This is a genomic window from Pseudomonas sp. UF-293 (assembly GCF_058245595.1).
The window spans coordinates 1-24,836 of record NZ_JBSICA010000018.1 but is presented as its reverse complement, the minus strand read 5'-3'; the positions used below and the strand labels follow the sequence as shown (position 1 = coordinate 24,836).

At 57.9% G+C, this 24,836-nt stretch carries 17 protein-coding genes; 13 read left to right on the top strand and 4 right to left on the bottom strand.

The genetic code is table 11. The features are described from left to right. Nucleotides 1–269 precede the first annotated feature (269 nt). On the top strand, nt 270–1,343 hold the full coding sequence (locus AC4IHP_RS18415; protein ID WP_490832393.1) for a 3-deoxy-7-phosphoheptulonate synthase: 1,074 nt from the start codon (nt 270–272) through the stop codon (nt 1,341–1,343). A 53-nt stretch (nt 1,344–1,396) separates the two neighbouring features. Here the strand turns inward: AC4IHP_RS18415 and AC4IHP_RS18410 are convergent, their stop codons facing one another. Then, a complete protein-coding gene (locus AC4IHP_RS18410; protein WP_490832392.1) occupies nt 1,397–2,476 on the bottom strand; it encodes a hypothetical protein in 1,080 nt (359 codons plus the stop codon). A 333-nt stretch (nt 2,477–2,809) separates the two neighbouring features. Here AC4IHP_RS18410 and AC4IHP_RS18405 point away from each other — a divergent pair, with 333 nt between their 5' ends. From AC4IHP_RS18405 to AC4IHP_RS18360, 10 genes are all read left to right on the top strand, one after another. Beyond that, nucleotides 2,810–3,679: a lipase family alpha/beta hydrolase gene (locus AC4IHP_RS18405; protein WP_490832440.1), complete on the top strand. Its 870-nt coding sequence runs from the start codon at nt 2,810–2,812 to the stop codon at nt 3,677–3,679. A gap of 95 nt (nt 3,680–3,774) precedes the next feature. Further along, complete coding sequence (locus tag AC4IHP_RS18400; protein ID WP_122590857.1) at nt 3,775–4,056, top strand: peptidylprolyl isomerase; 282 nt, start codon at nt 3,775–3,777, stop codon at nt 4,054–4,056. Between the two features lie 130 nt (nt 4,057–4,186). Further along, nucleotides 4,187–6,055, top strand: coding sequence for an extracellular solute-binding protein (locus AC4IHP_RS18395; RefSeq protein ID WP_490832391.1), 1,869 nt, complete (start codon nt 4,187–4,189; stop codon nt 6,053–6,055). Further along, on the top strand, nt 6,055–7,116 hold the full coding sequence (locus tag AC4IHP_RS18390) for a microcin C ABC transporter permease YejB (RefSeq protein ID WP_039758569.1): 1,062 nt from the start codon (nt 6,055–6,057) through the stop codon (nt 7,114–7,116). Before AC4IHP_RS18395 ends, AC4IHP_RS18390 begins: the two co-directional genes overlap by 1 nt. Continuing rightward, entirely contained in the window at nt 7,116–8,138 is a 1,023-nt protein-coding gene (locus AC4IHP_RS18385; protein WP_490832390.1) for an ABC transporter permease, read from the top strand. The genes AC4IHP_RS18390 and AC4IHP_RS18385 overlap by 1 nt, the downstream gene beginning before the upstream one ends. 9 nt (nt 8,139–8,147) lie before the next feature. Further along, complete coding sequence (locus AC4IHP_RS18380; RefSeq protein ID WP_490832389.1) at nt 8,148–9,722, top strand: ABC transporter ATP-binding protein; 1,575 nt, start codon at nt 8,148–8,150, stop codon at nt 9,720–9,722. A 132-nt stretch (nt 9,723–9,854) separates the two neighbouring features. Further along, nucleotides 9,855–11,270, top strand: a complete 1,416-nt coding sequence (locus AC4IHP_RS18375; protein ID WP_490832388.1) for a sigma-54 interaction domain-containing protein — start codon at nt 9,855–9,857, stop codon at nt 11,268–11,270. 275 nt (nt 11,271–11,545) lie between these two features. Then, nucleotides 11,546–12,937, top strand: a complete 1,392-nt coding sequence (locus tag AC4IHP_RS18370) for a GntP family permease (RefSeq protein WP_460118831.1) — start codon at nt 11,546–11,548, stop codon at nt 12,935–12,937. A gap of 7 nt (nt 12,938–12,944) precedes the next feature. Then, nucleotides 12,945–13,718 carry a 3-hydroxybutyrate dehydrogenase gene (hbdH, locus tag AC4IHP_RS18365; RefSeq protein WP_490832387.1) on the top strand — a complete coding sequence of 258 codons (774 nt, stop codon included), beginning with the start codon at nt 12,945–12,947 and terminating at the stop codon, nt 13,716–13,718. 64 nt (nt 13,719–13,782) lie between these two features. Continuing rightward, nucleotides 13,783–15,738, top strand: coding sequence for an acetoacetate--CoA ligase (locus tag AC4IHP_RS18360; RefSeq protein ID WP_490832386.1), 1,956 nt, complete (start codon nt 13,783–13,785; stop codon nt 15,736–15,738). A gap of 48 nt (nt 15,739–15,786) precedes the next feature. Here AC4IHP_RS18360 and AC4IHP_RS18355 read toward each other — a convergent pair whose 3' ends face one another. Then, a complete protein-coding gene (locus AC4IHP_RS18355; RefSeq protein ID WP_490832385.1) occupies nt 15,787–19,470 on the bottom strand; it encodes a hypothetical protein in 3,684 nt (1,227 codons plus the stop codon). Between the two features lie 146 nt (nt 19,471–19,616). Continuing rightward, nucleotides 19,617–20,723 carry a PilT/PilU family type 4a pilus ATPase gene (locus AC4IHP_RS18350; RefSeq protein WP_490832384.1) on the bottom strand — a complete coding sequence of 369 codons (1,107 nt, stop codon included), beginning with the start codon at nt 20,721–20,723 and terminating at the stop codon, nt 19,617–19,619. Nucleotides 20,724–20,832: 109 nt separating this feature from the next. On the opposite strand from AC4IHP_RS18350, the gene AC4IHP_RS18345 reads away from it, so the two are divergent. Together AC4IHP_RS18345 and AC4IHP_RS18340 are read left to right on the top strand one after the other, a co-directional pair. Beyond that, entirely contained in the window at nt 20,833–23,370 is a 2,538-nt protein-coding gene (locus AC4IHP_RS18345; RefSeq protein ID WP_490832383.1) for a PAS domain-containing hybrid sensor histidine kinase/response regulator, read from the top strand. Between the two features lie 52 nt (nt 23,371–23,422). Next, a complete protein-coding gene (locus tag AC4IHP_RS18340; RefSeq protein ID WP_007912322.1) occupies nt 23,423–23,698 on the top strand; it encodes a peptidylprolyl isomerase in 276 nt (91 codons plus the stop codon). Between the two features lie 116 nt (nt 23,699–23,814). Here AC4IHP_RS18340 and AC4IHP_RS18335 read toward each other — a convergent pair whose 3' ends face one another. Beyond that, entirely contained in the window at nt 23,815–24,738 is a 924-nt protein-coding gene (locus tag AC4IHP_RS18335) for a sugar kinase (protein ID WP_490832382.1), read from the bottom strand. Nucleotides 24,739–24,836: the final 98 nt, after the last annotated feature.

Genomic DNA, 24,836 nt, shown 5'->3' with positions numbered 1-24,836 from the left:
GACCGGGGGTTTTGTTTTTTCAGGCCCGACCTTTTCCAGCACCACACCAGACACTTTGAGGATTTCACCATGAACTACAGCACTTATTACCGCGACGACAGCTTCAGCGCCTGGCGATTTACCAGCCTCCGCTCGGGACAGCCTGCCGCCTCCGATCGGTCGCCCACAGGTGGCAAACACACACGCCTAGCCAGTACGGCCATTTGTCGAACACCCCAGTAGGGCCGAGCGCGCGGGAAATGCCCGCCATCCGCCCAGGAAGACCGAATATGAATTCCTCCGTTTCCGCTTTGCCGCTGTCCGCCCTCGATTCTGCCAACGAAGCACTGACCCTGCGCCTGCCCAGCTCGTTGCAGCTCAAACAGCAATTACCGCTCAGTCACTCCTTGCATCAACAGGTTAACGCCCATCGCCAGGCGGTGCGTGCCATCCTCAATGGTGAAGATTCGCGACTGCTGGTTGTCGTGGGTCCCTGCTCTATCCACGACCCGCAATCGGCAATCGAATACGCCAGCAAGCTCGCTCGTCTGGCTGAGGATGTCAGCGGTGAAATGCTCTTGGTCATGCGCGCCTACGTCGAAAAGCCACGTACCACAATCGGCTGGAAAGGCCTGGCCTACGATCCCCATCTGGATGGCACTGACGACATGGCTGCCGGCCTGACGCTTTCCCGCCAACTGATGCTGGAAATGATCCAGCTCGGACTACCGGTTGCCACTGAACTGCTCCAACACATGGCTGGCAATTACTTCGATGACCTGCTGAGCTGGGTGGCCATTGGTGCCCGCACCACCGAATCGCAAATTCACCGAGAGATGGCAAGTGGCCTGAACATGCCGGTCGGCTTCAAAAACGGCACCGACGGCGGCGCCGCCGTTGCCGTCGACGCCATGCGCTCGGCAGCTCATCCGCATCGGCATTTCGGCGTGGACAGCCAAGGGCATCCGGCGATCGTGCAAACCGCTGGCAATGCGGACACCCACATGGTGCTGCGCGGCGGCCATCAGGGGCCAAACTACGACGCAACCAGCGTGGCCAAAATCAGCGCCGAACTCAGTCGGCTGAGGATCCCCAGCCGAATCATGGTCGATTGCAGCCACGCCAACAGCGGCAAGGACCCACTGCGTCAGCCAGCGGTGTTCAACGACGTGCTTGAACAACGCTTGCTCGGTAACCATTCGCTTATCGGCATGATGCTCGAATCCCACCTGTTCGAAGGCTGCCAGCCGCTGAGCACTTCTTTGCGCTATGGCGTATCGATTACCGATGGCTGCCTCGGCTTCGGCGCAACGGAACAACTGCTGACCGACGCCGCGAACCGTCTCGCACAGACCAGGATGTGATCGCAAGTCGCCCTCCCGCTCCATTCAGAGCGCGGAGGGCTGACGTTCCCAGGCTATGCCACTACGTTGATCCGCCTCACCGCAGACTGCTGACTGACGTCATCCAGGCGTTCAACGGTGTAAGCAATCTCGACCGCTGTCCCATGATGCTCACGCCAGAACCGGTGAGGGACAATGAAACTCAGCGGTCGCCCGGCCATCTCCGAAGTGATTTCAAGATCATCCCGGTGACTGAAAAATTCACCGTCAAGCTTGAGATAGACCAACTCATCCTCCTGCACTTGCGCGTCCTCAATGCGAATGGAAACCCCGTCTACCGAATCCTTCACTGATAACACGTCTTCAATCGCTTCAACGACATCCGGCGCAGCGAGTTGAGCACGCACCGCAGGCCCGATGAAAACTTTCGCTGGCTCCGACGTGCGAACCGTTCCACAGGGATATTCAACACGGTAGGCGACGACGACCTCACCACCGCGATGCGCTTCGATGCAACTGCCCGGCACCCAGAACGACAGATTCTGTGCAACGGCATAGGCCTCCACTTTCAACGTATCGGTAAAAATCTCGGGTGAGGTATCTCCATGCCAGGACAACATCACCCGATCACCCGCAGACATTCGCGCATAAGGCTGCAACATAACCAATGTGCCCTCGGTCACTCGCGACGGCTCCAGCGCTCCGTTTACCGATCCTTCTATCTGTGGCGCCAGCAATTGCGCGCGGACATCCCCCACTGATAACTGCAGGCGTGCGGATTCCACGGGGCTGGTCGTCCGCGCACTTTGCAGTGACCAGTAGACCTGCAGTGAACCCCCATCCAGTGCAGCTACATGCATGCCCTTGATGACGAAGATGACTTCTTTGCCAATCTGGGCCTGACTGACGAATCGAACCTTCTCGTATTGATAGGCGAAGCCTTCGATATCCAGTCCCTCCCAGTTCAACGTCAGCTGATCACCACAATGCATGTTGGCATAAGGGGCAATGCGAACGACGGCACTGGCCAGCGAAGGCTCCAGGACGCTGCCCTCCAACCCGTCAATCGTCGGCGCGATCAGAGGCTCGATAGACATTTCGGCAACTGCGGACTGACGCATCCGCCAGCAAAACTCGATTTCATGGCTGTTCATTTCGTCTCCACTCCCTGGAAAACGTGCCGTTCCGAATGACGGCACTGACATCTACATTGAGGACCTCTTTGGGTGTTCTGGATGTCAGTCGAATACACCGCGACAACGGCGTAACCGCCACTCGCAAAGTAGGCAACTACGGCGTTCGCACTGTTATGCCGACAAACGACCCAATGAACTTCCGATTCGGATTTCACGCGTCTCCGAAATTTCGTACACCTCGTAGTCCATTTTCAAACACCAAGTGAAGCCTCTTCGTACTTCTTCAACGAGATGAGTGTTTTAGAGTGGCCCGGTGATTTCCCGATGAACTTCTACGAAAAAGGTAAGAACATGCAACGGAATGCTACAACTCGTTATCCAATCCTGTTGGTCCACGGTCTGTTCGGGTTCGAGCGTATCGGTCATTTCGAGCTGTTCCATGACGTCAGGTGCGCGCTTAAAGCGGCCGGCTGTCGATTGTTTGTTCCACACCTTTGCGCCACTCACAACAACGAAATCAGGGGTGAGCAATTGCTGTCACAGATTGCCTGCGTGCTGCGAGGCACAGGTGCGAAAAAAGTCAATCTGATAGGACACAGTCAGGGCGCCTTGGCTGCTCGCTATGCGGCAGCGCTTGCACCAGACCTCGTCGCTTCAGTTACATCCGTCAGTGGCCCGAATCATGGCTCGGAGCTCGCCGATTTTCTGCGCAAGGCACTGATTCCCGGCAAGCTGCCGGAAGTCGTTGCGCAGAATGTCGCGACACAATTTGCCGATCTTCTGTGCCTGCTCAGCGGCAGCGTGGCATTACCGCAGAATGCGCTGTCCGCCCTCAATGCGCTGACGACCGTTGGCGTTGGTCAATTCAATGACAAGTACCCACAAGGTCTGCCGCAAACATGGGGAGGCCACGGCGCCGAGCAAGTCAACGGCGTGCGTTATTACTCATGGAGTGGAGTTGTTCCGCAATCGACGCAGCCAGCACTGGATCCCGTCCAGGGCGTCTGCCGGGTTCTGGCGCAATACTTCACCACCGAACCCCAGCAGAATGACGGTTTCGTCGGACGGTTCAGTACGCATCTGGGGCAGGTAATACGCTCTGACTATCCAATGGATCATCTGGCCAGCCTGCGGCGTACCGCTGGGGCAACTGTGCCTTCACCCGATCCGATTGAGCTGTATGTTGAACATGCACGGCGCCTGCGAGCGGCGGATCTCTGAACCGGATCCGCCATCAAGAATGGAACTTTGCCGAGAATTCGCCCACTGATTCCGGTAGGCTCCACCTTTTATTGAAACAGTTCGGAGAATTTCCCATGGCTAAAGCCACTGCCCGCCACATCCTGGTTTCCAGCGAAGACAAGTGCAACGAACTCAAGACTCAGATCGAAGGCGGCGCCGATTTCGCTGAAGTCGCCAAAGCCAACTCCACCTGCCCGTCCAGCCGTCAGGGCGGCGATCTGGGTTCGTTCGGTCCAGGCCAGATGGTCAAGGAGTTCGACACCGTGGTGTTCAGCGCGCCGATCAACGTCGTGCAAGGCCCGGTAAAGACTCAGTTCGGTTATCACCTGCTGGAAGTCACCAGCCGTCAGGACTGATTCGTCGTCCGATCGCTACAACGGCCCGCCTTCTGGTGGGCCGTTGTGTTTCAGTTACATATACGGCTGGCGAGTGGCGCGCGGCTCGCGTACAACTTGCGCTTATCGATTTTCCGTTCCAAGGCTGACGATGCGACTGGTTTTTCCCACACTGATGCTCACCGCCCTCGCCCTGCTCACGGGTGCCGCCGGTGTGACCGCTGCGCCGCAACACGCTCTGACCGTCTACGGCGAACCGGCCAAGTACCCCGCCGGCTTCAGCCATTTCGACTACACCAATGCGCAAGCGCCGAAGGGCGGGACAATGCGTCGTTCGGCGATCGAAATCGGGCACTTCGACCATTTACTGCCTTATATAGACAAAGGCATCGGTGTAACACAAATCGACGGGCTCCTTTACTCTCCACTGGCGCAGCGCTCGCTGGACGAGCCATACACCGTCTATGGCCTGGTCGCACAACAGATGGAACGCTCGGACGACGGTCTTTCGCTGCGTTTCTTCATCAATCCAAAGGCACGTTTTGCCGATGGCAAACCAATCACCGCCGAAGACGTTCGCTACACCTACAACCTGCTGATGACCCAGGGCAGCCTGCGTTATCGCACCCAGTTCGCCGACGTCAAAGGCGTTGAAATCGAAGGCCCACTGACCGTGCGCTTCGACTTCAAAAGCAACGAAAACCGCACCTTGCCGCTGGATATCGCGACCCTGCCGGTGTTTCCCGAACACTGGTGGAAGAGCCGCGATTTCGCCGGTGGCGGTGGTTATGAACCGCCGCTGGGCAGCGGGCCGTACCGGGTCGGCAAGGTCGACTCCGGGCGCAGCATCACCTTCGAACGCAATGGCGACTGGTGGGGCAAAGACCTGCCGGTCAGTCGCGGCCTGTATAACTTTGACCACTTCAGCATCGAGTACTTCGGCGACACCGACGTCGCCCGCCAGGTTCTGCGCGGCGGCGCCTATGATTACAACCGCGAGTTTTCCGCGACCGGCTACTCGATCGGCTACGACAGCCCTGCGCTGAGCGATGGTCGCTTGCAGAAAGCCCACTTGGCCACCGAAGCACCACAGTCGGCCCAAGGCTTCGTGTTCAATCTGCAAAAGCCGATGTTCCAGGACCGTCGCGTGCGCCAGGCTCTGGCGATGCTCTGGGATTTCGAGTGGAGCAACCGGCAGATGATGCGCAACGTGTATATCCGCCAGCAGAGTTACTTCTCCAACACCGACCTGGCCGCCCGACAGTTGCCCGACGCACAGGAACTGAAAATCCTTGAACCACTGCGCGATCAGATTCCCGAAGAAGTGTTCACTAAAGTCTTCGAAGCGCCGAAGACCGATGGCAGCGGCATCATCCGTGACAAGCAATTGCAAGCACTCGATTTGCTTGAGCAGGCCGGCTGGAAACCGGACGGCGATCAACTGGTCAACAGCGCCGGTGAGCCATTGAGCTTCACCTTTCTGGTCAGCCAGAACGGCATGGACCGCCTGCTGCTGCCATACAAGCGCACGCTGAAGCAGATCGGCATCGAACTCAACATCCGCCGCATCGACTCCTCGCAGTATGTAAATCGCCTGATGAGCCGCGATTACGACATGATCGTCACCGGCTATCCCGTCACCACGTCCCCTGGCGGTGAATTACTCAACTACTTCGGTTCAGTGGCAGCCAACGATCCGGGCGCGAACAATTACATGGTGCTGAAAAACCCGGCGGTCGACACGTTGATCAACGGCCTGATCCGCGCCTCGAGCCAATCGGACATGCTGCATTACGCCCATGCGCTGGACCGGGTACTGCAATGGAATTACTACTGGATTCCCAATTACTACCCGCCGGGAACCTCAACTGTCTGGTGGAACCGCTTCGGTATTCCTACGGTACAGGCGAGTAATGACGAAGCCATCGAGAGCTGGTGGGAAATCAGCCGGACGCCGCTGACCAATCAGCAAATGACCGCTGAAAAAATCACTCGCAGCAGACCCGGAGGGCCGCACTGATGTGGGGTTACATACTGCGGCGCCTGCTGCTGATCATTCCGACGCTGGTGATCATCCTGCTGGTCAATTTCGTGATCATTCAGGCCGCGCCCGGCGGACCGGTGGAACAAGCGATCGCCCATCTGCAAGGCATCGGCGGTGCCAGTGTCGGTGGCGGCGCCAGCGAGACATCGAGCAACGCTTCGCGCGCCAGCCGTGGCCTCGACCCGCAACTGATCAAGGACATCGAAAAGCAGTACGGTTTCGACAAACCTGCCCACGAACGCCTGTGGCTGATGCTGAAAAACTACGCGCAGCTGGATTTCGGCAAGAGCTTCTTCCGTGGTGCAACGGTCACCGACCTGATTCTGGAAAAGATGCCGGTGACCATTTCCCTCGGGCTGTGGGCGACGCTGATCACCTACCTCGTTTCGATTCCGCTGGGCATCCGCAAGGCGGTGCACCACGGCAGCCATTTCGACATCTGGAGCAGCACAGCGATCATCATCGGTTACGCCATGCCGGCGTTTCTGTTCGCGATGTTCCTGATCGTGGTATTTGCCGGCGGCACTTCGCTGAACTGGTTTCCGGTGCGCGGGCTGGTTTCGGACAACTTCGAATCGCTATCGACGCTGGGCAAGATCGCCGATTACTTCTGGCATCTGGTGCTGCCGGTCACCGCGCTGGTGATCGGTGGATTCGCGACTTTGACGATCCTGACGAAAAACTCGTTTCTCAATGAAATCACCCGACAGTACGTAGTGACGGCCCGGGCCAAAGGCTTGAGCGAACGTCGCGTGCTGTACGGGCATGTGTTTCGCAACGCGATGCTGCTGGTGGTCTCAGGGATACCTCAGGCGTTCATCAGTGTGTTCTTTGCCGGTTCGTTGTTGATCGAAGTGATCTTCTCCCTCGATGGCCTTGGGCGCATGAGTTACGAAGCAGCGGTATCGCGGGACTATCCAGTGGTGTTCGGCTCGCTATTCATCTTCACCCTGTTCGGCCTGCTGATAAAACTGATCGGCGACCTCTGCTACACCCTGGTCGACCCGCGTATCGACTTCGCCGCGAGGAATGCCTGATGTTCAAGCTCTCGCCTCTGGGTCGCCGACGTTTCGAACGTTTCAAGAAAAACCGTCGCGGCTGGTGGTCGCTGTGGTTGTTCATTGGCCTGTTCATGCTGACACTGGGTGGCGAGTTGATCGCCAACGACAAGCCGTTGATGGTCAGTTATCAGGGCCAGTGGTACTTCCCGGTATTCAAGCGCCACACCGAGCAGGAATTCGGTGGGCAACTGCCCTTTCAGGCCGATTACCGCAGCGATTACGTGCAGAATCTGATTCGCAAGGACGGCGGCTGGTTGCTGTTCCCGCCAATTCCGTTCAGCGACGACACACCCAACTATGATCTGAACAAACCAGCACCGAGTCCGCCGACTTCAGTGAATTGGCTGGGTACCGACGATCAGGCACGCGATGTGCTGGCACGGGTCATCTTTGGTGCTCGGGTGTCGATTCTGTTTGCCCTGATGCTCACATTTGTCAGCGCGCTGATCGGTATCGCCGCCGGCGCGTTACAGGGCTATTACGGTGGCTGGGTCGATCTGCTGGGTCAGCGGGTGCTGGAAGTCTGGTCCGGACTGCCAGTGCTTTACCTGCTGATCATTCTCTCCGGTTTCGTCGAGCCGAATTTCTGGTGGCTGCTGGGGATCATGGCGCTGTTTTCCTGGTTGGCGCTGGTGGACGTGGTGCGCGCCGAGTTCCTGCGCGGGCGCAATCTGGAATACGTCAAAGCCGCACGTGCCCTGGGCCTGACTGACCGCAAGGTGATCTTCCGGCACATTCTGCCCAACGCAATGAACGCGACGCTGAGTTACCTGCCGTTCATTCTGACCGGAGCGATTTCGACGCTGACCGCGCTGGATTTCCTCGGCTTCGGCATGCCGGCCGGCAGTGCCTCGCTGGGTGAGCTGATCGGTCAGGGCAAGCAGAACCTGCAAGCGCCGTGGCTCGGGTTGACCGCATTCTTTACCCTGGCGCTGATCCTCTCCTTGTTGGTATTCATCGGTGAAGCGTTACGTGACGCTTTTGACCCTCGATCCTGAAGCGTGGCCATGACTGAAAACCTGATTGAAATCCGCAACCTCAATGTCGCCTTCCATGGCCAGACCGTGGTGCGTGACCTGTGCCTGGATATTCGCCCCGGGGAGTGCCTGGCACTGGTGGGCGAATCGGGCTCGGGGAAATCGGTGACCGCGCATTCGATCCTGCAGCTGCTGCCCGATACTGAGGCGCAAACCCGTGGCAGCATCCGCTATCGCGGACAGGAACTGCTCGGTGCAGACCCGAAAGTCTTGCGTGAGCTGCGCGGCAATCGCATTGCGATGATCTTTCAGGAGCCGATGACGTCGCTCAATCCGCTGCACACCATCGAAAAGCAGATCGGTGAAACCCTGTTATTGCACCGTGGCCTCGGCGGCAAGCAAGCGCAGCAGCGCATTCTCGAATTGCTCGGGCTGGTCGGCATCCAGAAACCCAAGGAACGCTTGAAAGCCTATCCGCACCAACTCTCTGGCGGGCAACGGCAACGGGTGATGATCGCCATGGCCCTGGCCTGCGAACCGGAGTTGTTGATTGCCGACGAGCCAACCACGGCGCTGGATGTCACCGTGCAACGCAAGATCCTCTTGCTGCTTAAATCTCTGCAGCAACGCTTGGGCATGTCGCTGCTGCTGATCAGCCACGATCTCAATCTGGTGCGCAGCATCGCGCAGCGAGTGTGCGTGATGAAGGCCGGTGAGATTGTCGAGCAGGCACCGTGCGAGACCCTGTTTACCGAACCCCGGCACCCTTACAGCTGCGTACTGTTGAATGCTGAGCCGGAAGGTGAAGCACTGCCCTGTGACGAACGTGAAAATGTGCTGGAAGTGGCTGACCTGCGCGTCGATTTCCAGGTCGGTGGCGGACTGTTTCGCCGCAAGCAATATTTGCGCGCGGTCGACGGCATCAGCCTGAACATTCAGCGCGGCAAGACCTTGGGAATTGTTGGCGAATCCGGTTCAGGCAAGTCGACGCTGGGACAGGCGATCCTGCGCTTGCTCGACTCCGAAGGCAGTATTCGCTTTCAGGGCGAAGCACTTGATGGCCTCAATCAGAAGCAACTGCGGCCGTGGCGCCGAAAGATGCAAGTGGTGTTTCAGGATCCGTTCGGCAGCCTGAGCCCGCGCATGTCGGTCGCACAGATCATCAGCGAAGGCCTGGAAGTGCATTGGGAGTCGACGGCTGACGAATGCGACGAGCAGGTCATTCGCGTCCTCAAGGAAGTCGGTCTGGATCCGGACAGCCGCCATCGTTATCCGCATGAATTCTCCGGCGGCCAGCGCCAGCGCATCGCCATTGCCCGGGCATTGGTGCTCAAACCCGCGCTTATCCTGCTTGATGAACCGACCTCTGCGCTCGACCGCACCGTGCAGAAACAAGTGGTCGCCCTGCTCCGTGATCTGCAGGAAAAACACGGTCTGACCTACCTGTTCATCAGCCACGATCTGGCGGTGGTGCGCGCCCTCGCCCATGACATGATCGTGATCAAGGACGGCCAGGTCGTCGAACGGGGTGCCAGTCACGAAGTGTTCGATAACCCGCAGCACCCGTACACCAAAGAGCTATTGGCGGCGGCGCATCCGGGGTAGGTTTTTTCTGCTAATTCGCGGCGCGGCATTCGCGAGCAGGCTCGCTCCCACATTTGGAATGCAGGCCCCTGTGGGAGCGAGCCTGCTCGCGAAGGGATCGGTACCGGCAACAAACAATCAGGACCAGACTCGATGAACACCACCGAAAGCCTCAAGGACTATCAACGGGTTCGCACCCTGGCGATCCGTTCGCTGTTCGAGATCATCGAGCAATCCAGTGAGGGGACGGTGATTGTCGATCGCGATGCGAATATCGTCTGGATGAACGAACGCTATGCCCGGCGCTTTGGTCTCGAATCGGCGGCAGGCGCTATCGGCAAACCCTGCGAGAGCGTCATCCCTGGCAGTCTGCTGCGCGAGGTGGTACGCACTGGTCGGCCGATTCTGCTGGACATGCAGGACACGCCGAAGGAACCGCTGGTGGTGATGCGCCTGCCGATCCACGACGACGCCGGCAGCGTGATCGGCGCTATCGGCTTTGCCCTTTTCGACGAGTTGCGCACGCTGTCGCCGATGCTCAAGCGCTACCTGAGCATGCAGGAAGAACTCGCCTCGACCCGCTCGCTGCTGCGTGCGCGGCAGACCAAATACAACTTCGCCCATTTCATCGGCACCAGCACCGCCAGCCTCGAAGTCAAACGCCGCGCTCGGCGCAGCGCCAGCGCTGATTCGCCGGTGTTACTGCTCGGCGAGACCGGTACCGGCAAGGAATTGCTCGCGCAGGCAATCCATAGCGCCTCGCCACGGGCGCACAAAGCCTTTGTCAGCATCAACAGTGCGGCGATTCCCGAGGCGCTGCTGGAAGCCGAATTTTTCGGCACCGCACCCGGCGCCTTCACCGGCGCTGACCGCAAGGGGCGCACCGGCAAACTGCAGATCGCTCAGGGCGGCACGCTGTTTCTCGATGAGATCGGCGATATGCCGTTGCCGCTGCAAAGCAAACTGCTGCGCGTGTTGCAGGAAAAGGAGTTCGAACCGGTCGGCTCCAACGAAGTGATCCAGAGCGATGTGCGGGTGATCGCCGCGACCTCGACGGATCTGCAGGCGGCGATCAAGCGCGGCGAATTTCGCGCTGATTTGTACTACCGCCTCAACGTACTGCCGATCCAGGTGCCGCCGCTGCGTGAACGTCTCGATGATCTGCCGGCGCTGAGCGAGGCGATTCTGGAAGAACTGCGCAGCCAGCATGAACTGCACCGCGATGCGCTGGCGTTACTGGCTCAGCATGCCTGGCCAGGCAACATTCGCGAGTTGCGCAACGTACTGGAGCGGGCTGCGTTGCTTAGTGATGATCTGCTGTTGACTGAACAGGATATTCGCGGGGCGATTGGCACGTTTACTCCAGTTGAGCGAACGGCCGAACCGAGCATGCGAGCCTGCGCTGGGGAGACATTTGCACAGGCGCGGGCGCGGTTTGATCGGCAGTTGATCGAGTCGGCCCTGGCGCAGTGCGCGGGGAAAGTACCGGAGGCTGCGGCTCGGCTAGGGCTGGGGCGGTCGACGTTGTACAAGAAAATGGCGTCGCTGGGGATCGTTGAGTCTACATAAAGAGATATCGAATCTCTGTATCAAGACAGAACAGAAGCTTCGCGAGCAGGCTCGCTCCCACAGGGGAATGCATGTCAAATGTGGGAGCGAGCCTGCTCGCGAAGGCGCCGGCCCATTCAAAGAAAATCTCAACAAAGAGACAAAAACAGCTCCCAGAACGCGACTGAGATCTAAATTCGTTATATTTCAACCAGTTAGAAGATTGGCACAAAACTCGCTACGTCCTCTCTACAACCGTTCCACCCACAAAAATAACAATCCTGGAGAGACACACCATGAGTGTGATCATTGCCTTGGCAGCCCTGACGCTGCTGATGCTCGCCGCCTACCGTGGCTACAGCGTCATCCTCTTCGCCCCGATCGCCGCCCTCGGCGCGGTCCTGCTCACCGATCCGTCCGCCGTTGCCCCCGCGTTTACCGGGGTGTTCATGGACAAGATGGTCGGGTTCATCAAGCTCTACTTCCCGGTATTTCTCCTCGGCGCGGTGTTCGGCAAGCTGATCGAGCTTTCGGGTTTCTCACGCTCGATCGTGGCTGCTGCGATTCGCTTGCTCGGGACTAAGCAAGCGATGCTGGTGATCGTGCTGGTCTGCGCCCTGCTGACTTATGGCGGCGTGTCGTTGTTCGTTGTGGTCTTTGCCGTTTACCCGTTTGCAGCGGAGATGTTCCGCCAAAGCAATATTCCCAAGCGCCTGATCCCGGCGACCATTGCCCTCGGTGCGTTCTCCTTCACCATGGACGCCCTGCCCGGCACGCCGCAGATCCAGAACATCATCCCCAGCACCTTCTTCAACACCACCGCATGGGCCGCGCCTTGGCTGGGCGTGATCGGCACGATTTTCGTGTTCTGCGCCGGCATGCTGTTTCTGCAGCGTCAGCGCAACAAGGCGCAACGTGCCGGCGAAGGCTACGGCACCGAACTGCGCAACGAACCGGAAACCGCAGAAGATCTCAAGCTGCCGAACCCCTGGATTGCGCTGTCGCCATTACTGGCGGTGGGCATCATGAATCTGCTGTTCACCCAGTGGATTCCGCAGTGGTACGGCAAGACCCATAGCCTCGCGCTGCCGGGCATGGCCACGCCGGTCACTACCGAAATCGCCAAGCTCACGGCGATCTGGGCGGTGCAGGCGGCGTTGCTGGTCGGCATCCTCATGGTCCTGGCGTTCGGCTTTCAGGCGATTCGCAGCAAACTCGCCGAAGGCAGCAAAAGCGCGGTCAGTGGCGCGTTGCTGGCGGCCATGAACACTGCGTCGGAGTACGGCTTTGGTGCAGTCATCGCGTCGCTGCCGGGGTTCCTGGTACTGGCCGACTGGCTCAAGCAGATTCCCAATCCACTGGTCAACGAAGCGATCACCGTGACGCTGCTGGCCGGCATCACCGGCTCGGCCTCGGGCGGCATGAGCATTGCGCTGGCGGCGATGTCCGAGCAGTTCATCAGCGCGGCGCATGCGGCGAATATTCCGCTGGAAGTGCTGCATCGCGTCGCAGCCATGGCCAGTGGCGGCATGGACACCCTGCCGCACAACGGTGCGGTGATCACGCTGTTGGCGGTGACCGGGCTGACGCACCGCGAAGCCTATAAAGACATTTTCTGTATTACGCTGATCAAGACCCTGGCGGTTTTCGTGGTGATCGGCACTTTCTACGCCACTGGCATTGTGTGAGGTATTCATGACCACTCTTTCCGGCAAGACAGCTTTGGTGACCGGCTCCACCAGCGGCATCGGCCTGGGCATTGCGCTGGGCCTGGCCAAGGCCGGCGCCAATCTGATTCTCAATGGCTTCGGCGACCCCTCGAAAGTGATCGCCGAAGTCGCTCAGTACGGCGGCAAGGTCGGCCATCATCCCGCCGATGTCAGCGACCCGGCGCAGATCGCCGACATGGTTGCTTACGCCGAGCGTGAGTTTGGCGGCGTCGACATTCTGGTCAACAACGCAGGTATTCAGCACGTTGCGGCGGTGGAAGAATTTCCAGTGGAGCGCTGGGATTCGATCATCGCGATCAATCTCTCGTCGGTGTTTCACAGCACGCGCTTGAGCCTGCCGGGCATGCGCAGCAAGAACTGGGGCCGCATCATCAATATCGCCTCGGTGCATGGTCAGGTCGGTTCTACCGGCAAAGCCGCGTATGTCGCCGCCAAGCATGGTGTGATCGGCCTGACCAAAGTGGTCGGGCTTGAAACCGCCACCAGCAATGTCACCTGCAATGCGATCTGCCCCGGCTGGGTATTGACGCCGTTGGTGCAGAAGCAGATCGATGATCGCGCGGCCAAGGGCGTCGACCCGCAGCAGGCGCAGCATGATCTGCTCGCCGAAAAACAACCGTCGCTGGAGTTCGTCACCCCGCAGCATCTGGGTGAGCTCGTGCTGTTCTTGTGCAGCGAAGCTGGCAGCCAGGTGCGCGGCGCGGCGTGGAATATCGATGGTGGCTGGCTGGCGCAATAAACACCTGGCCATTGTGGGGGCGATCTCCCTGGCCTGTGCGAATCAGATAAGAAGAGGCAAGCCCATGTCCGACATTCTCTGGCAACCCGACGCCCAGCGCATCGCCGGTTCGCGTATGGATGCCTTCCGGCGCGATATCAATCAGCGGCATTCGCTTAAGCTCGACGGCTACCCTGCCCTGCACCAATGGAGCATCGATCAGCGCCCGGCGTTCTGGCAGGCGATCGTCGATTTCTTCGACATCCGCTTCCACACTCAGCCCGACGCCGTCTTGCGTGAAGGTGCAGAAATGCCCAGCGCCGAGTGGTTCCCCGGCGCGACCCTGAACTTCGCCGAACACCTGTTGCGCCGCCGCGACGATGCCGTGGCCGTGATCGCAGTTGCAGAGAATGGTCAGCGCGAACAACTGACCTGGGCCGAGTTGGCCGAACAGGTCGCCGGGTTTCAGGCGAGCCTGCGCGCTGCGGGCGTCGGTCGGGGTGATCGCGTGGCGGCTTGCATACCCAACACCTGGCAAACCCTGGTGGCGATGCTGGCCACCACCAGCCTCGGCGCGATCTGGTCCTGCTCGTCGCCCGACTTCGGCACCCACGGCGTGATCGATCGCTTTGGCCAGATCGAACCGAAAGTGCTGCTCACCTGTGCCGGTTATCAATACGCCGGAAAAACTCTGGATCAGACCGCCAAGCTCAACGAAATCCTTGCACAACTGCCGTCACTGCAGCAGTTGATCATCGTCCCGTACGCCCGTCCGCAAGCGCGCATCGAGGATTACCAAACCCTAGCCGATGTCTGCTTCTGGGAAGATTTTTATCAACCCGGCGGCGAACCGGATTTCACCCCGGTGCCGTTCAATCATCCGCTCTACGTGCTGTACTCCAGCGGTACCACCGGCGTGCCGAAATGCATCGTCCACAGCACCGGCGGCGTGCTGCTGCAACACGTCAAAGAGCACGGCCTACACTGCGATCTCGGTCCCGGTGACCGTTTGTTCTACTACACGACCTGCGGCTGGATGATGTGGAACTGGCTGGTCTCGGCACTCGCAGTCGGCAGCGCCGTGGTGCTCTACGACGGCTCGCCGTTCCACCCGGATCACCAGCGCCTGCTCGACCTGATCGACGATGAACGCATCAGCGTGTTTGGCACCAGTCCGAAATTCCTCGCGACGCTGGAAAGCAGCGGCGCCAGGCCCCGCGAAAGTCATGACTTGAGCAGTTTGAAAACCCTGCTGTGCACAGGCTCGGCTTTGTCACCGCAAAGTTACGATTTCGTTTATCGCGACTTCAAAACCGAGGTGTGTCTGGCCTCGATGTCCGGTGGCACCGACATCGTTTCGTGCTTCGTCAATGGCAACCCGCTGTCAGCGGTACGGCGCGGAGAAATCATGGGCAAGAGCCTGGGCATGGCCGTCGAGGTGTGGAACGACGCTGGCCAGCCGTTTGTCGGTGAGAAAGGTGAACTGGTCTGCACGCGGCACTTCCCGGCGATGCCGATCGGGTTGTGGAATGACCCCGACGGCACAAAACTCCGCCAGTCCTACTTCAGCCTGTTCCCCGGCGTCTGGGCACAAGGTGATTACGCCGAACAGTTGCCCCATGGCGCGATGATGATCCATGGCCGCTCGGATGCGGTGTTGAACCCGGGCGGCGTACGCATCGGCACGGCGGAAATCTATCGGCAGGTCGAGAAAATCACTGAGGTACTGGACAGCGTCGCCATCGGTCAGCAATGGCAGGAGGATGTGCGCGTCGTGTTGTTCGTGCGTTTGCGCGACGGCGTCGAGCTGGATGAAGGGCTTGAACAGCGAATCCGCGAAGTGATCCGCGCCAACACCACACCCAGGCATGTTCCCGCACGCATCGTCGCAGTAACCGATATACCGCGCACCATCAGCGGAAAAGTCGTGGAGCTGGCGGTGCGCGATGTCGTGCATGGGAGGCCAGTGAAAAATACCGACGCACTGGCCAATCCCGAAGCGCTGGAGCAGTTTCGGGATCGGCCGGAGCTCGGCGACTGAGCGCCGCCAACATCACTGCCCCATGCCAGCGTGGGGCATCGATACAGATCATTCGCCGTTCAGTTGAATGAGAACCTCTTTCTCTATTGTACGACCGGTGTGACTGGCAACAGCTGCCTTCAGGATTTCGATGTTCTTGAAGTACGCAGCGGCATCACTTCCCACTTGACTCAGCAGAGCAGTCAGCAGCGCATAAGAGTCGGCATTCGACCGGGCTTCAGATGCACTATGAAAACCTCCGCCCGCCTTGGGCAGGCGCCCCGCCGCAAGATTCAGCAAAGGTGCTACATCCAATACCGCAGCGCTGTTCTGCATACTCGCCGTGGCGACAATCAAATCGGTCTTGCCTGACCCTGCACGGAACATCTCATGAAGCAGATCGTCAGCAACCTCACCATAATTGAAACCTGCTGCGTTGAAACGGCGATTGAGATTTTGATTACTGATGCTCAGGTACTGTAAATTTTCCTTCTCGTGCAAACCGGCTTTTTTCCATTCGCTGTATTGTGTCTGGTTGACTTGAATGGTTTGATCATTGACCTTCGCACTGTCCAATACGAAATTGCTGACCGACGTGTCGAGGATGTTGAGGCGGACAGCCGTCAATACAGTCGCAAACTCATCACGCCCTCCAGGGGTGCTACCTAAAAACAAGCCAATAGCAAGATCAGTCTTGGTATTGAGCTTTGGCAGATTGAGAAGTTTGATAGTCGCGTCAACCTTTTCCCGCATAATCGGCAAACTGTTCTGAATGATATGCCGCGTATAGCTCTCGGGACGCACGCTAGGCACAGTGAATGCTTGCTGGAACTGAAAGTCCGCAAGTTTTTTTCCCCACGGTGTACCGCGTGTACTGATCGCATACCATTGATTGTTTCTACTCATCGCACATACGTTAACCACATCGGCGGCACTGGCACGCGGTCTCCATTTACCTTGACCGGTTTGGGGCAAACTCGCTAATTGAACAAAGTCTACGGATTGACGCCTGCCAGTCATTCGATGTAATTGAGAGGTAGCCGTTTCAAGCAGTTTGAGGCCATCCTTGCTTAATTCAAGTCCGCTTTTCAAAAGTGACTTGGTCGCGAGGTATCCGGCCGTCGGAAGACCATCTATAGGGTTTAATGTCGACACTGTCAGCTTCAATGAGTACTTCACGACGCTAGCTAGTTTCGCCGTCAACGAAACTGTTCTTGCTGCAATTGTCAGAATTTTTGCCGGGGCGCCCAATATGGTAAAGAAAATCCCGATAGCATCCATCGTGCAAGCATAAATGCCATCCACGACTTTGTTGCGCTCGCCCGAAGCAAGGTCTTCAATGCATCGTTTGAAAGGCACAATCAGATCAACTACAAATGTCACCCATTCGTCGGTTTTCTTGGTAAGAGACTCTCTTTTTGTGAGCTCAGTAAACGCTAATGTGAGCTCATCAATACTACCGACAGGCCGATGGGCAACCACGAATTGCGCAATATTATTTATATGCTCGCTGATAAAAAACTGATAAAGGCTGTGCTTTTTTTCTGGCGCAGTTGTCGGCGCTGCGAGCGTACCCAGCTTTTCTATGACCATGATATCGGAGGCATCAGGACGGGGGCGTTTACCCTGTGTATAGCTCTGGAAGTCAGTCGGAACATGATGGGTTTCAGGCAGAGGAAAAAAGGCATCATTGCTATTACCTTTAAAATCCAGCCTGGCTGGCATATTCATCTTTTGCGTTTTCAGAACCAAGTCACCCAGAGCATCATTTCTTCGACACTCGCCCACGAGACTGAATAACTCATAACACAGAAATTTATTGTCACCACAAGAGGCGATCATAATCACCGCGAAGCGACCCCTTGCCTGATCTTTCTTTGCTTGAACCTCGACAAGTTGAGCCCCCTTGTTGCCTACGCCAATCAAGTTGTAATTGCTAGCTGAATAGACTAGCTCAGTGACTGGCGCCCGAACAGTAAAGAAAGTTATCTGGCTTTTGGAAAATACGTCGCGATCCTGACGTGGCATGCCCGACAACGCCAGTTTTATATTGGAAGCTATCGCCTTGTGAATGTTCCGGTGATACTTTCGAACCTCATCCTCAAAGACACTTTGATTATTCGCCAGCCCCATCAATTGTGGATACTGGCTCAGAATGTGTGGTGTTTCATTCCAGTCCCATACGCCCGAAGTCAGTTCACCCTCAATATGCAAATCCAGCATGGATACTCTTGTGTTGGAAAACGTCTCTGGCCGAAGTATCGGATCCTCAAGGAAGTCACATTCCGGTACAGCTTTTTGCAAAGCCGTCAGCGCTAGTTTCTTCCGATTGGGTACAGGCGTGGAAAACGCCTCTACGCCGTTGACCATCGTTTCTACATGAATTCGATAAGCACCCAAAGCCCTCTCGGCAGCACTCGCGACGCAAGCACTCAGATCACTCTGGACGATTACCTCGTTTATCAACGCCCAATCGATGATGACACCAACTGCCGCCAGGCCCTGAAGCTGGCTCAATGCATGACTGATCGAACCCATGTCGGCAAATAGCATCACGTCATCGTAATCCACAAAGCGTGACGCTCCTCTGACGCTGAGCTCGATCATGCCGACCGCCTGAGTAAAGGTTACCCATCCGATTGATCCAGCCGTGAGCCACTTCGGCACATTATTGATCAGCAGCGCCGGGGCCCGCGCCGACAGTAGCATGTGTGAAGCTAAAGGCACCAATACGCGGGTCACGCTTTTTTGGCTGACAAGATGCTGCTCAAAGCTCTGCCGAATACTGGCCAAGCTCTTATCAGCGGCAACAGCAGGATGATAGAGATCATAGCCGGCGATCAGGTTGCGCTGTGTTTCGCTGCCGATACCTGGATCAAGCTGAAGAAGAACGGCCGTATAGAGAACTTGCGCGTAGTCATTCGCGTCACACGCCTCCCCGGCACCAGCGCCCCACCACGCGAGTGCGTCAATATACCTCTTCGCCAAATCGTAGGAATAATCATGATGCACGAGTTCCTGCAAGACCTCATCGGCAGTTTCCCAATCAATACCATCGTGTAAAACAGGCTTGACGTTTTCATACAACATGCTCAGCAAGCTCTTTCCATCAGGAACCAGCCTTCCGGTCAAAGTTCGAATCTCTCGACATTGAGCCTCGGTCAATGCGGCTGAGCCACCCTCATGCCCGTTTATGTACTCCCAGTAATTGGCGATACGGTTGCTACTTCGAAATTCCCATTGCAGAAAAGTCAATAGACGTTCCAGTTGCTCGACATCAGTTGGGACGAGCAGTCCATGAAAACGCAGCCACTGAGCATAACTGGCGTCATCCACTACCGAGCGGACTGCTCCACCCGTTTGCTCCGCACCCTGCATAATCAGTTTCAGGACGGTTTGTGCACTCGGATCAGAATGGATTTGCTGTCGAATGCTATCAGCGCCACTGCCGTTATCGATCCAAACGTCCAGTCCGGCGCTGGTGACGATTGCAACTGCATCACGATGGTAAGACTTGATCAGATTCGCCAGCATCCCGCTGAAAGTCCTGTGCACATAATAAAAAGACGAGTCTTCGTGCAGGGTCAGAGTGATTGCGTCCATATCGAGCGATACCGCACTTTGTCGCACCTTATAGAGTGCGTAAAGCACTGAAGTTATTCTCTTCCGCTCCACCGCATCAGCTTTGATACATAGTTGATTGTCCTGCACAGTCGTAACTGCACCACCAGCAACACCACTTCTTATCTTCACGCCCTATCCTTATTTAAATTCAGTCACGCCACAATCGGCGCCTCGAACTTTAGACAGAACAGAACATCAATCAACCAGTTAGTTATTAGTCAAGATTTCAGAATACAATTTTAAGCCAAACAATTATCAACCCAGCAAGAACTCCCTCAATCAACCAACCCCCAATCGCCCGGCGAACTATCATTAACCCGATCGTCCGAATGCAGCTTTATTCGCAGCCTTAAATTATTCACAGAATCTGCGTATTTAATTGCCTCGTCCACGCTAACAACACCTTCTACAACCAGTTTATAAAGTGCGGAATCAAATGTTTGCATGCCTGCAACTTCCGACTTTTCCATGACGCTTTTAAGTTCTCCCAGTTCATTCCGTCGAACCAGATCTCCCACCGTTGGCGTGCCTAATAACACCTCCACAGCCGCCCTGCGTTGTCCGTCAATGGTGCGCACCAAACGCTGAGAGACAAATGCTTTCAGGTTGTTGCCCAATGTCTGCAAAAGCTGTTCGCGCTTCTCCTCGGGAAATATATTGATAATTCGATCGAGCGCCTGATTGGCATTGGTCGCATGTAACGTGGACAACACAAGATGGCCGGTATCAGCGAATGACAAGGCATGCTCCATGGTTTCGCGATCGCGTATTTCGCCAATCAACACCACATCCGGTGCCTGGCGCAGAGTGTTCTTCAGTGCAGCATGAAAGCTGCGCGTATCGACGCCAACCTCACGCTGATTGATGATCGAGCGCTTGTGCCGATGGATATATTCGATCGGGTCTTCGATGGTCACGATGTGCCCGGCACTGTGGCGGTTGCGATGATCGATCAGTGCGGCCAGTGAGGTCGACTTGCCTGAACTGGTAGCGCCGACGAAGAGAATAAGGCCACGTTTGAGCATCACCGTCTCCAGCAGCACCGGCGGCAGCTTCAGGTCTTCGAATCGGGGGATGTCGAGTTTGACGTTGCGGATGACGATCGACACATCGTTGCGCTGCTTGAAAATATTGACCCGGAAGCGTCCGACGCCCGTTCGGGAGATTGCCAGGTTCATTTCCAGATCCCGGTCGAACTCCCGGCGCTGCTCGGCGTCCATCAGGGAGGCGGCGATGGCTGCGGTTTCGCCGGGTTTGAATGGCTGATCGCTCAACGCTCTGAGCACACCGTCAATGCGCGCGCCCGGCGCTGCGCCGGTAGAGAGGAACAGATCAGAACCGTTTTTTTGCGACAATATTGTCAACAGTGCATCGATTTCCATGGCTGAAAGCACCCGCGAAGCATTGGATGAGCAGATTTGGCCTACGCTTGGCGCGGCTCCTGCAACAATGATAGACCCCGTCTCACCGAACCACGCTCAGGATTGAAACATGAACGCTGTACCCACCACCGATGACGCTCAGGCCCTGATTGCCCGCACCGACTGGAGCCGCAGCCCGCTGGGCGCCGCCGGCACCTGGCCGCAGAGCCTGCGCACGGCGGTGGATATCGTCATTCATTCGCCGATGCCGATGCTGCTGTTGTGGGGCCCGCAACTCACGCAGATCTACAACAATGGCTTTGCCCTGCTCGCTGGGAGCAAGCATCCCGAAGCGTTCGGGCAACCGACGCATGAGGTCTGGCCGGAAGTGCGGGATTTTGCCGAGCCGATTTACCAGGCGGTGCTGAAGGGTCAGGTGCGCAGCTTCAGCGAGCAGCGCTTCAGCGTGCAGCGGGACGGCAAAAAAACCGATTTCTGGCTGGATCTGACCTACAGCCCGATTCGCGACGAAACCGCACAGGTCGCCGGGATTCTGATCACCGCCATCGAAACCAACGAGCGCCGACGCATCGCCCTGGAATTGCAGCGCCGTTCCGAGGAAAGCCTCAAGGCCCAGCGCCAGTCCGAGGAGCGTCTGCAACTGGCGCTCGCTGCCACCGACGCCGTCGGCACCTGGGATTGGGACATTGGCGAAGACCGTTTCATCGCCGATGCGCACTTCGCCGAATTGCACGGCGTCGATCCGACCAGGGCCGGGCAGTTGCCGATCAGCGAATATATGCACGGGGTGCACCCCGAAGATCGCGCCATGGTCGCGCGCGGCATCAAGCACTGCATCACCCACGGCACCGAGTACGCTGAGGAATATCGCCTGCTGCAGGCCGATGGCACACTGCGCTGGGTATTCGCACGCGGGCGCTGCTACAAGGATCACCATGGTCGGCCGACGCGCTTTCTCGGCGCGGCGCTGGACCTGACCGAGCGCAAACACACTGAACAGGCGCTGCGTCAGAGCCAGACCGAATTGCAGTTGATCATCAACGCCATGCCGATCCTGATCAGCTACGTCGACGCCGAAGAACGTTTTCGCCTGAACAACGCGGCCTATCTCGACTGGTACGGGCTGACTCCGCAAGAGCTGTACGGCCGCACAATTCGCGAAGTCATCGGCGAAGAGGCGTATTTCCTGCGCGCACCTTTTATCGCTGAAGCGCTGGCCGGACGCTCCTGTTCCTTCAGTTTCTACACGCCGCACCGCGACGGCAGCACCCGTCACGCTTTGATGAACTATCTGCCCCGTCATGGCGCGGACGGTGCGGTCAACGGTTTTTACATTTTTGTCATCGATGAGACCGAGCGCAAAAAAACCGAAGAAGCCCTGCGCAATCTCAATGAAACCCTCGAAGAGCGGGTCAGTGCCCGCACCGAACAACTGGCCCAGGCCAACCAGCGCTTGCAGAACGAGATGTTCGAGCGCGAGCGCGCCGAAGATGCTCTGCGCCACGCGCAGAAAATGGAAGCGGTCGGCCAGCTCACCGGCGGTATCGCTCACGACTTCAACAACATGCTCACGGGCATCATCGGCAGTCTGGATTTGATGCAGCGCTATATCGCCAACGGTCGCGCCGACGAGATTGGCCGGTTCACCGAGGCGGCGGTGTCATCGGCCAATCGCGCAGCGGCGCTGACCCATCGCTTGCTGGCGTTCTCGCGGCGCCAGTCGCTGGACCGCAAACAACTGAACGTCAATGAACTGGTGCACTCGCTGGAAGACCTGATCCGGCGCACCAAGGGCGATGCCATCGATCTGCAATTGCGCCTGCCCGACGACGTGTGGCCAGTCAGCACCGACGTCAGTCAGCTGGAAAATGCCCTGCTCAACCTGGTGATCAACGCCCGCGATGCGATGCCGGAGGGCGGCGCGTTGCTGATCCAGACCGCGAACGTGTACCTCGACAGCAGTGACATCACCATTCTCGAACCGGTGAAGGCAGGGGAATACGTCATGCTCGCAGTCAGCGATAACGGCACCGGCATGACGCCGTCAATTCGCGCCAAGGCGTTCGACCCGTTTTTTACCACCAAGCCGATCGGCCAGGGCACCGGACTCGGGCTGTCGATGATCTACGGATTTGCCCAGCAGTCCGGCGGTCATGTCAGCCTCGACAGTGTGCCGGGGCAAGGCACCTGCGTACGTCTGTACTTACCGCGTTTGCTTGAACTGGATGCCGAGGCGGTGTCGGTGAAGAATGCCGAACCGATCGCTTCATCATCGACCGGTGAAACCGCGCTGGTCGTCGAGGATGATCCGGCGGTGCGTATGCTGGTGCTCGATCTGCTCAAGGAACTGGGCTACAAAACCTTCGAAGCGGAAAACGCCCAGACCGCCCTGCCCTTGCTCGAATCCGCACAACGCGTCGATCTGCTGGTCACTGATGTCGGGCTGCCGGGCATGAATGGTCGCCAGTTGGCGGAGATCGCTCGCCAGCATCGTCCGGATCTGAAAGTGCTGTTCATGACCGGTTACGCGCAAATTGCTGCCGAGCGCCAGGGCTTTCTCGAAGCAGGCATGGACATGGTCGCCAAGCCGTTTGTCCTTGAAGTGCTGGCGAGCAAGATCCGCAAGTTGAGCACCCCGACCCCGTGACTTGAGGCATAATCGCGCGCCCCGCCGTCACCCCGTTATCAGGTATCGCACGATGAAAGCCCAAGCCCGCCACATTCTGGTGAAAACTGCCGAAGAGGCCGAACAACTCAAACAGCGCATCGCCAAGGGCGAAGCGTTCGATGTGCTGGCGAAGAAATTTTCCACCTGCCCGTCCGGCAAACGCGGCGGCGACCTGGGCGAAGTGCGGCCGGGGCAGATGGTCGGCGCGATTGATGCAGTGATTTTCAAGAAACCGCTGCGCACCGTGCATGGGCCGATCAAGAGCAAATTTGGTTATCACCTGGTGCAGGTGTTTTATCGGGATTGATCGGTGCTCCTGTGTAGGAGCTGACGAGTGCAACGAGGCCTGCGATCTCTTGACCTTGGCGTTGCGGATCAAATCAAAAGATCGCAGCCTTCGGCAGCTCCTACAGGGAGTGCATTTCAGGCTTTGGGGATCAGCGCCCCGGGCACCTGAATCACCCGACTGGCCAATTCATGTCCCGCTTGCGCCGCCTCTGCCGGCCCGCCGCCGAGCAAGCGCCTGGCCAGATACGCGGCGCTGAACGAATCCCCCGCCGCCGTGGTGTCGACGACCTTGTCGACCTTGTGCGCCGGCACTTCAAACGCCTCACCACCGCAACGGATCAGGCACGCCTCGGCGCCACGCTTGAGCACGACTTCCGGTGTGCCGAACTGGGCATACGACGCAAACACCTCAGCGCAATCGGCAAACCCGAACAGCGCCTGTTCGTCATCCACGGTGAGTAACGCCAGATCCACATATGGCAAGACGCTGCGATATGCCGCCCGCGCCTCTTCCACCGACGCCCACAGGCGTGGGCGGTAGTTGTTGTCGAAGACAATACGCGCATCACGCTGCCGGGCTTCGCTCAATGTCTTGATCAAACGGGCGCGGCCTTGCATGCCAAGCACGGCGAGGGTGATGCCGCTGAAATACAGCACGTCGTAATCCGGCAAGGCCGCGAGGATCGGCTCGGCCGCAGGCGTGGTGAAGCAATCGCGTACAGCCGCTTCGTTGCGCCAGTACAGGAAACGCCGCTCGCCGCTGGCATCGGTCTGAATGCAATACAAACCGGGCAGCCGACCGGGCAAACGCTGCACCAGATCAAGGCCGATGCCTTCGCTGCGCCAGATCTGGCACATGGCATCGCTGAAACTGTCGTCGCCCAGCGCGGTGACGTAGTCGACGTGCGCCTTATCGCCCAGCGCACGGGACAGATACACCGCTGTGTTGAGGGTATCGCCACCGAAGCTTTGCTGCAGACTGCCATCGGCGCGTTGCTGCAGTTCGATCATGCATTCGCCGATCAGGGCGATGCGTGGGGTGTTGCGGAGGATTTTCATCGGGTGGGATCTCGGGTGGTTCAGTGGAGGCTAAGCGGGCGTCTTCGCGAGCAGGCTCGCTCCCACAATGGAACGCATTGATCTTGTGGGAGCGAGCC

Excerpts from the sequence above, each read along its gene's own strand:
- AC4IHP_RS18375 (WP_490832388.1), top strand. The coding sequence starts at position 9,855 with ATGAACACCACCGAAAGCCTCAAGGACTATCAACGGGTTCGCACCCTG.
- hbdH (WP_490832387.1), top strand. The coding sequence starts at position 12,945 with ATGACCACTCTTTCCGGCAAGACAGCTTTGGTGACCGGCTCCACCAGC.
- AC4IHP_RS18360 (WP_490832386.1), top strand. The coding sequence starts at position 13,783 with ATGTCCGACATTCTCTGGCAACCCGACGCCCAGCGCATCGCCGGTTCG.
- AC4IHP_RS18340 (WP_007912322.1), top strand. The coding sequence starts at position 23,423 with ATGAAAGCCCAAGCCCGCCACATTCTGGTGAAAACTGCCGAAGAGGCC.
- AC4IHP_RS18415 (WP_490832393.1), top strand. The coding sequence starts at position 270 with ATGAATTCCTCCGTTTCCGCTTTGCCGCTGTCCGCCCTCGATTCTGCC.
- AC4IHP_RS18410 (WP_490832392.1), bottom strand. The coding sequence starts at position 2,476 with ATGAACAGCCATGAAATCGAGTTTTGCTGGCGGATGCGTCAGTCCGCA.
- AC4IHP_RS18350 (WP_490832384.1), bottom strand. The coding sequence starts at position 20,723 with ATGGAAATCGATGCACTGTTGACAATATTGTCGCAAAAAAACGGTTCT.
- AC4IHP_RS18400 (WP_122590857.1), top strand. The coding sequence starts at position 3,775 with ATGGCTAAAGCCACTGCCCGCCACATCCTGGTTTCCAGCGAAGACAAG.
- AC4IHP_RS18395 (WP_490832391.1), top strand. The coding sequence starts at position 4,187 with ATGCGACTGGTTTTTCCCACACTGATGCTCACCGCCCTCGCCCTGCTC.
- AC4IHP_RS18380 (WP_490832389.1), top strand. The coding sequence starts at position 8,148 with ATGACTGAAAACCTGATTGAAATCCGCAACCTCAATGTCGCCTTCCAT.
- AC4IHP_RS18385 (WP_490832390.1), top strand. The coding sequence starts at position 7,116 with ATGTTCAAGCTCTCGCCTCTGGGTCGCCGACGTTTCGAACGTTTCAAG.
- AC4IHP_RS18390 (WP_039758569.1), top strand. The coding sequence starts at position 6,055 with ATGTGGGGTTACATACTGCGGCGCCTGCTGCTGATCATTCCGACGCTG.
- AC4IHP_RS18345 (WP_490832383.1), top strand. The coding sequence starts at position 20,833 with ATGAACGCTGTACCCACCACCGATGACGCTCAGGCCCTGATTGCCCGC.
- AC4IHP_RS18405 (WP_490832440.1), top strand. The coding sequence starts at position 2,810 with ATGCAACGGAATGCTACAACTCGTTATCCAATCCTGTTGGTCCACGGT.
- AC4IHP_RS18370 (WP_460118831.1), top strand. The coding sequence starts at position 11,546 with ATGAGTGTGATCATTGCCTTGGCAGCCCTGACGCTGCTGATGCTCGCC.
- AC4IHP_RS18335 (WP_490832382.1), bottom strand. The coding sequence starts at position 24,738 with ATGAAAATCCTCCGCAACACCCCACGCATCGCCCTGATCGGCGAATGC.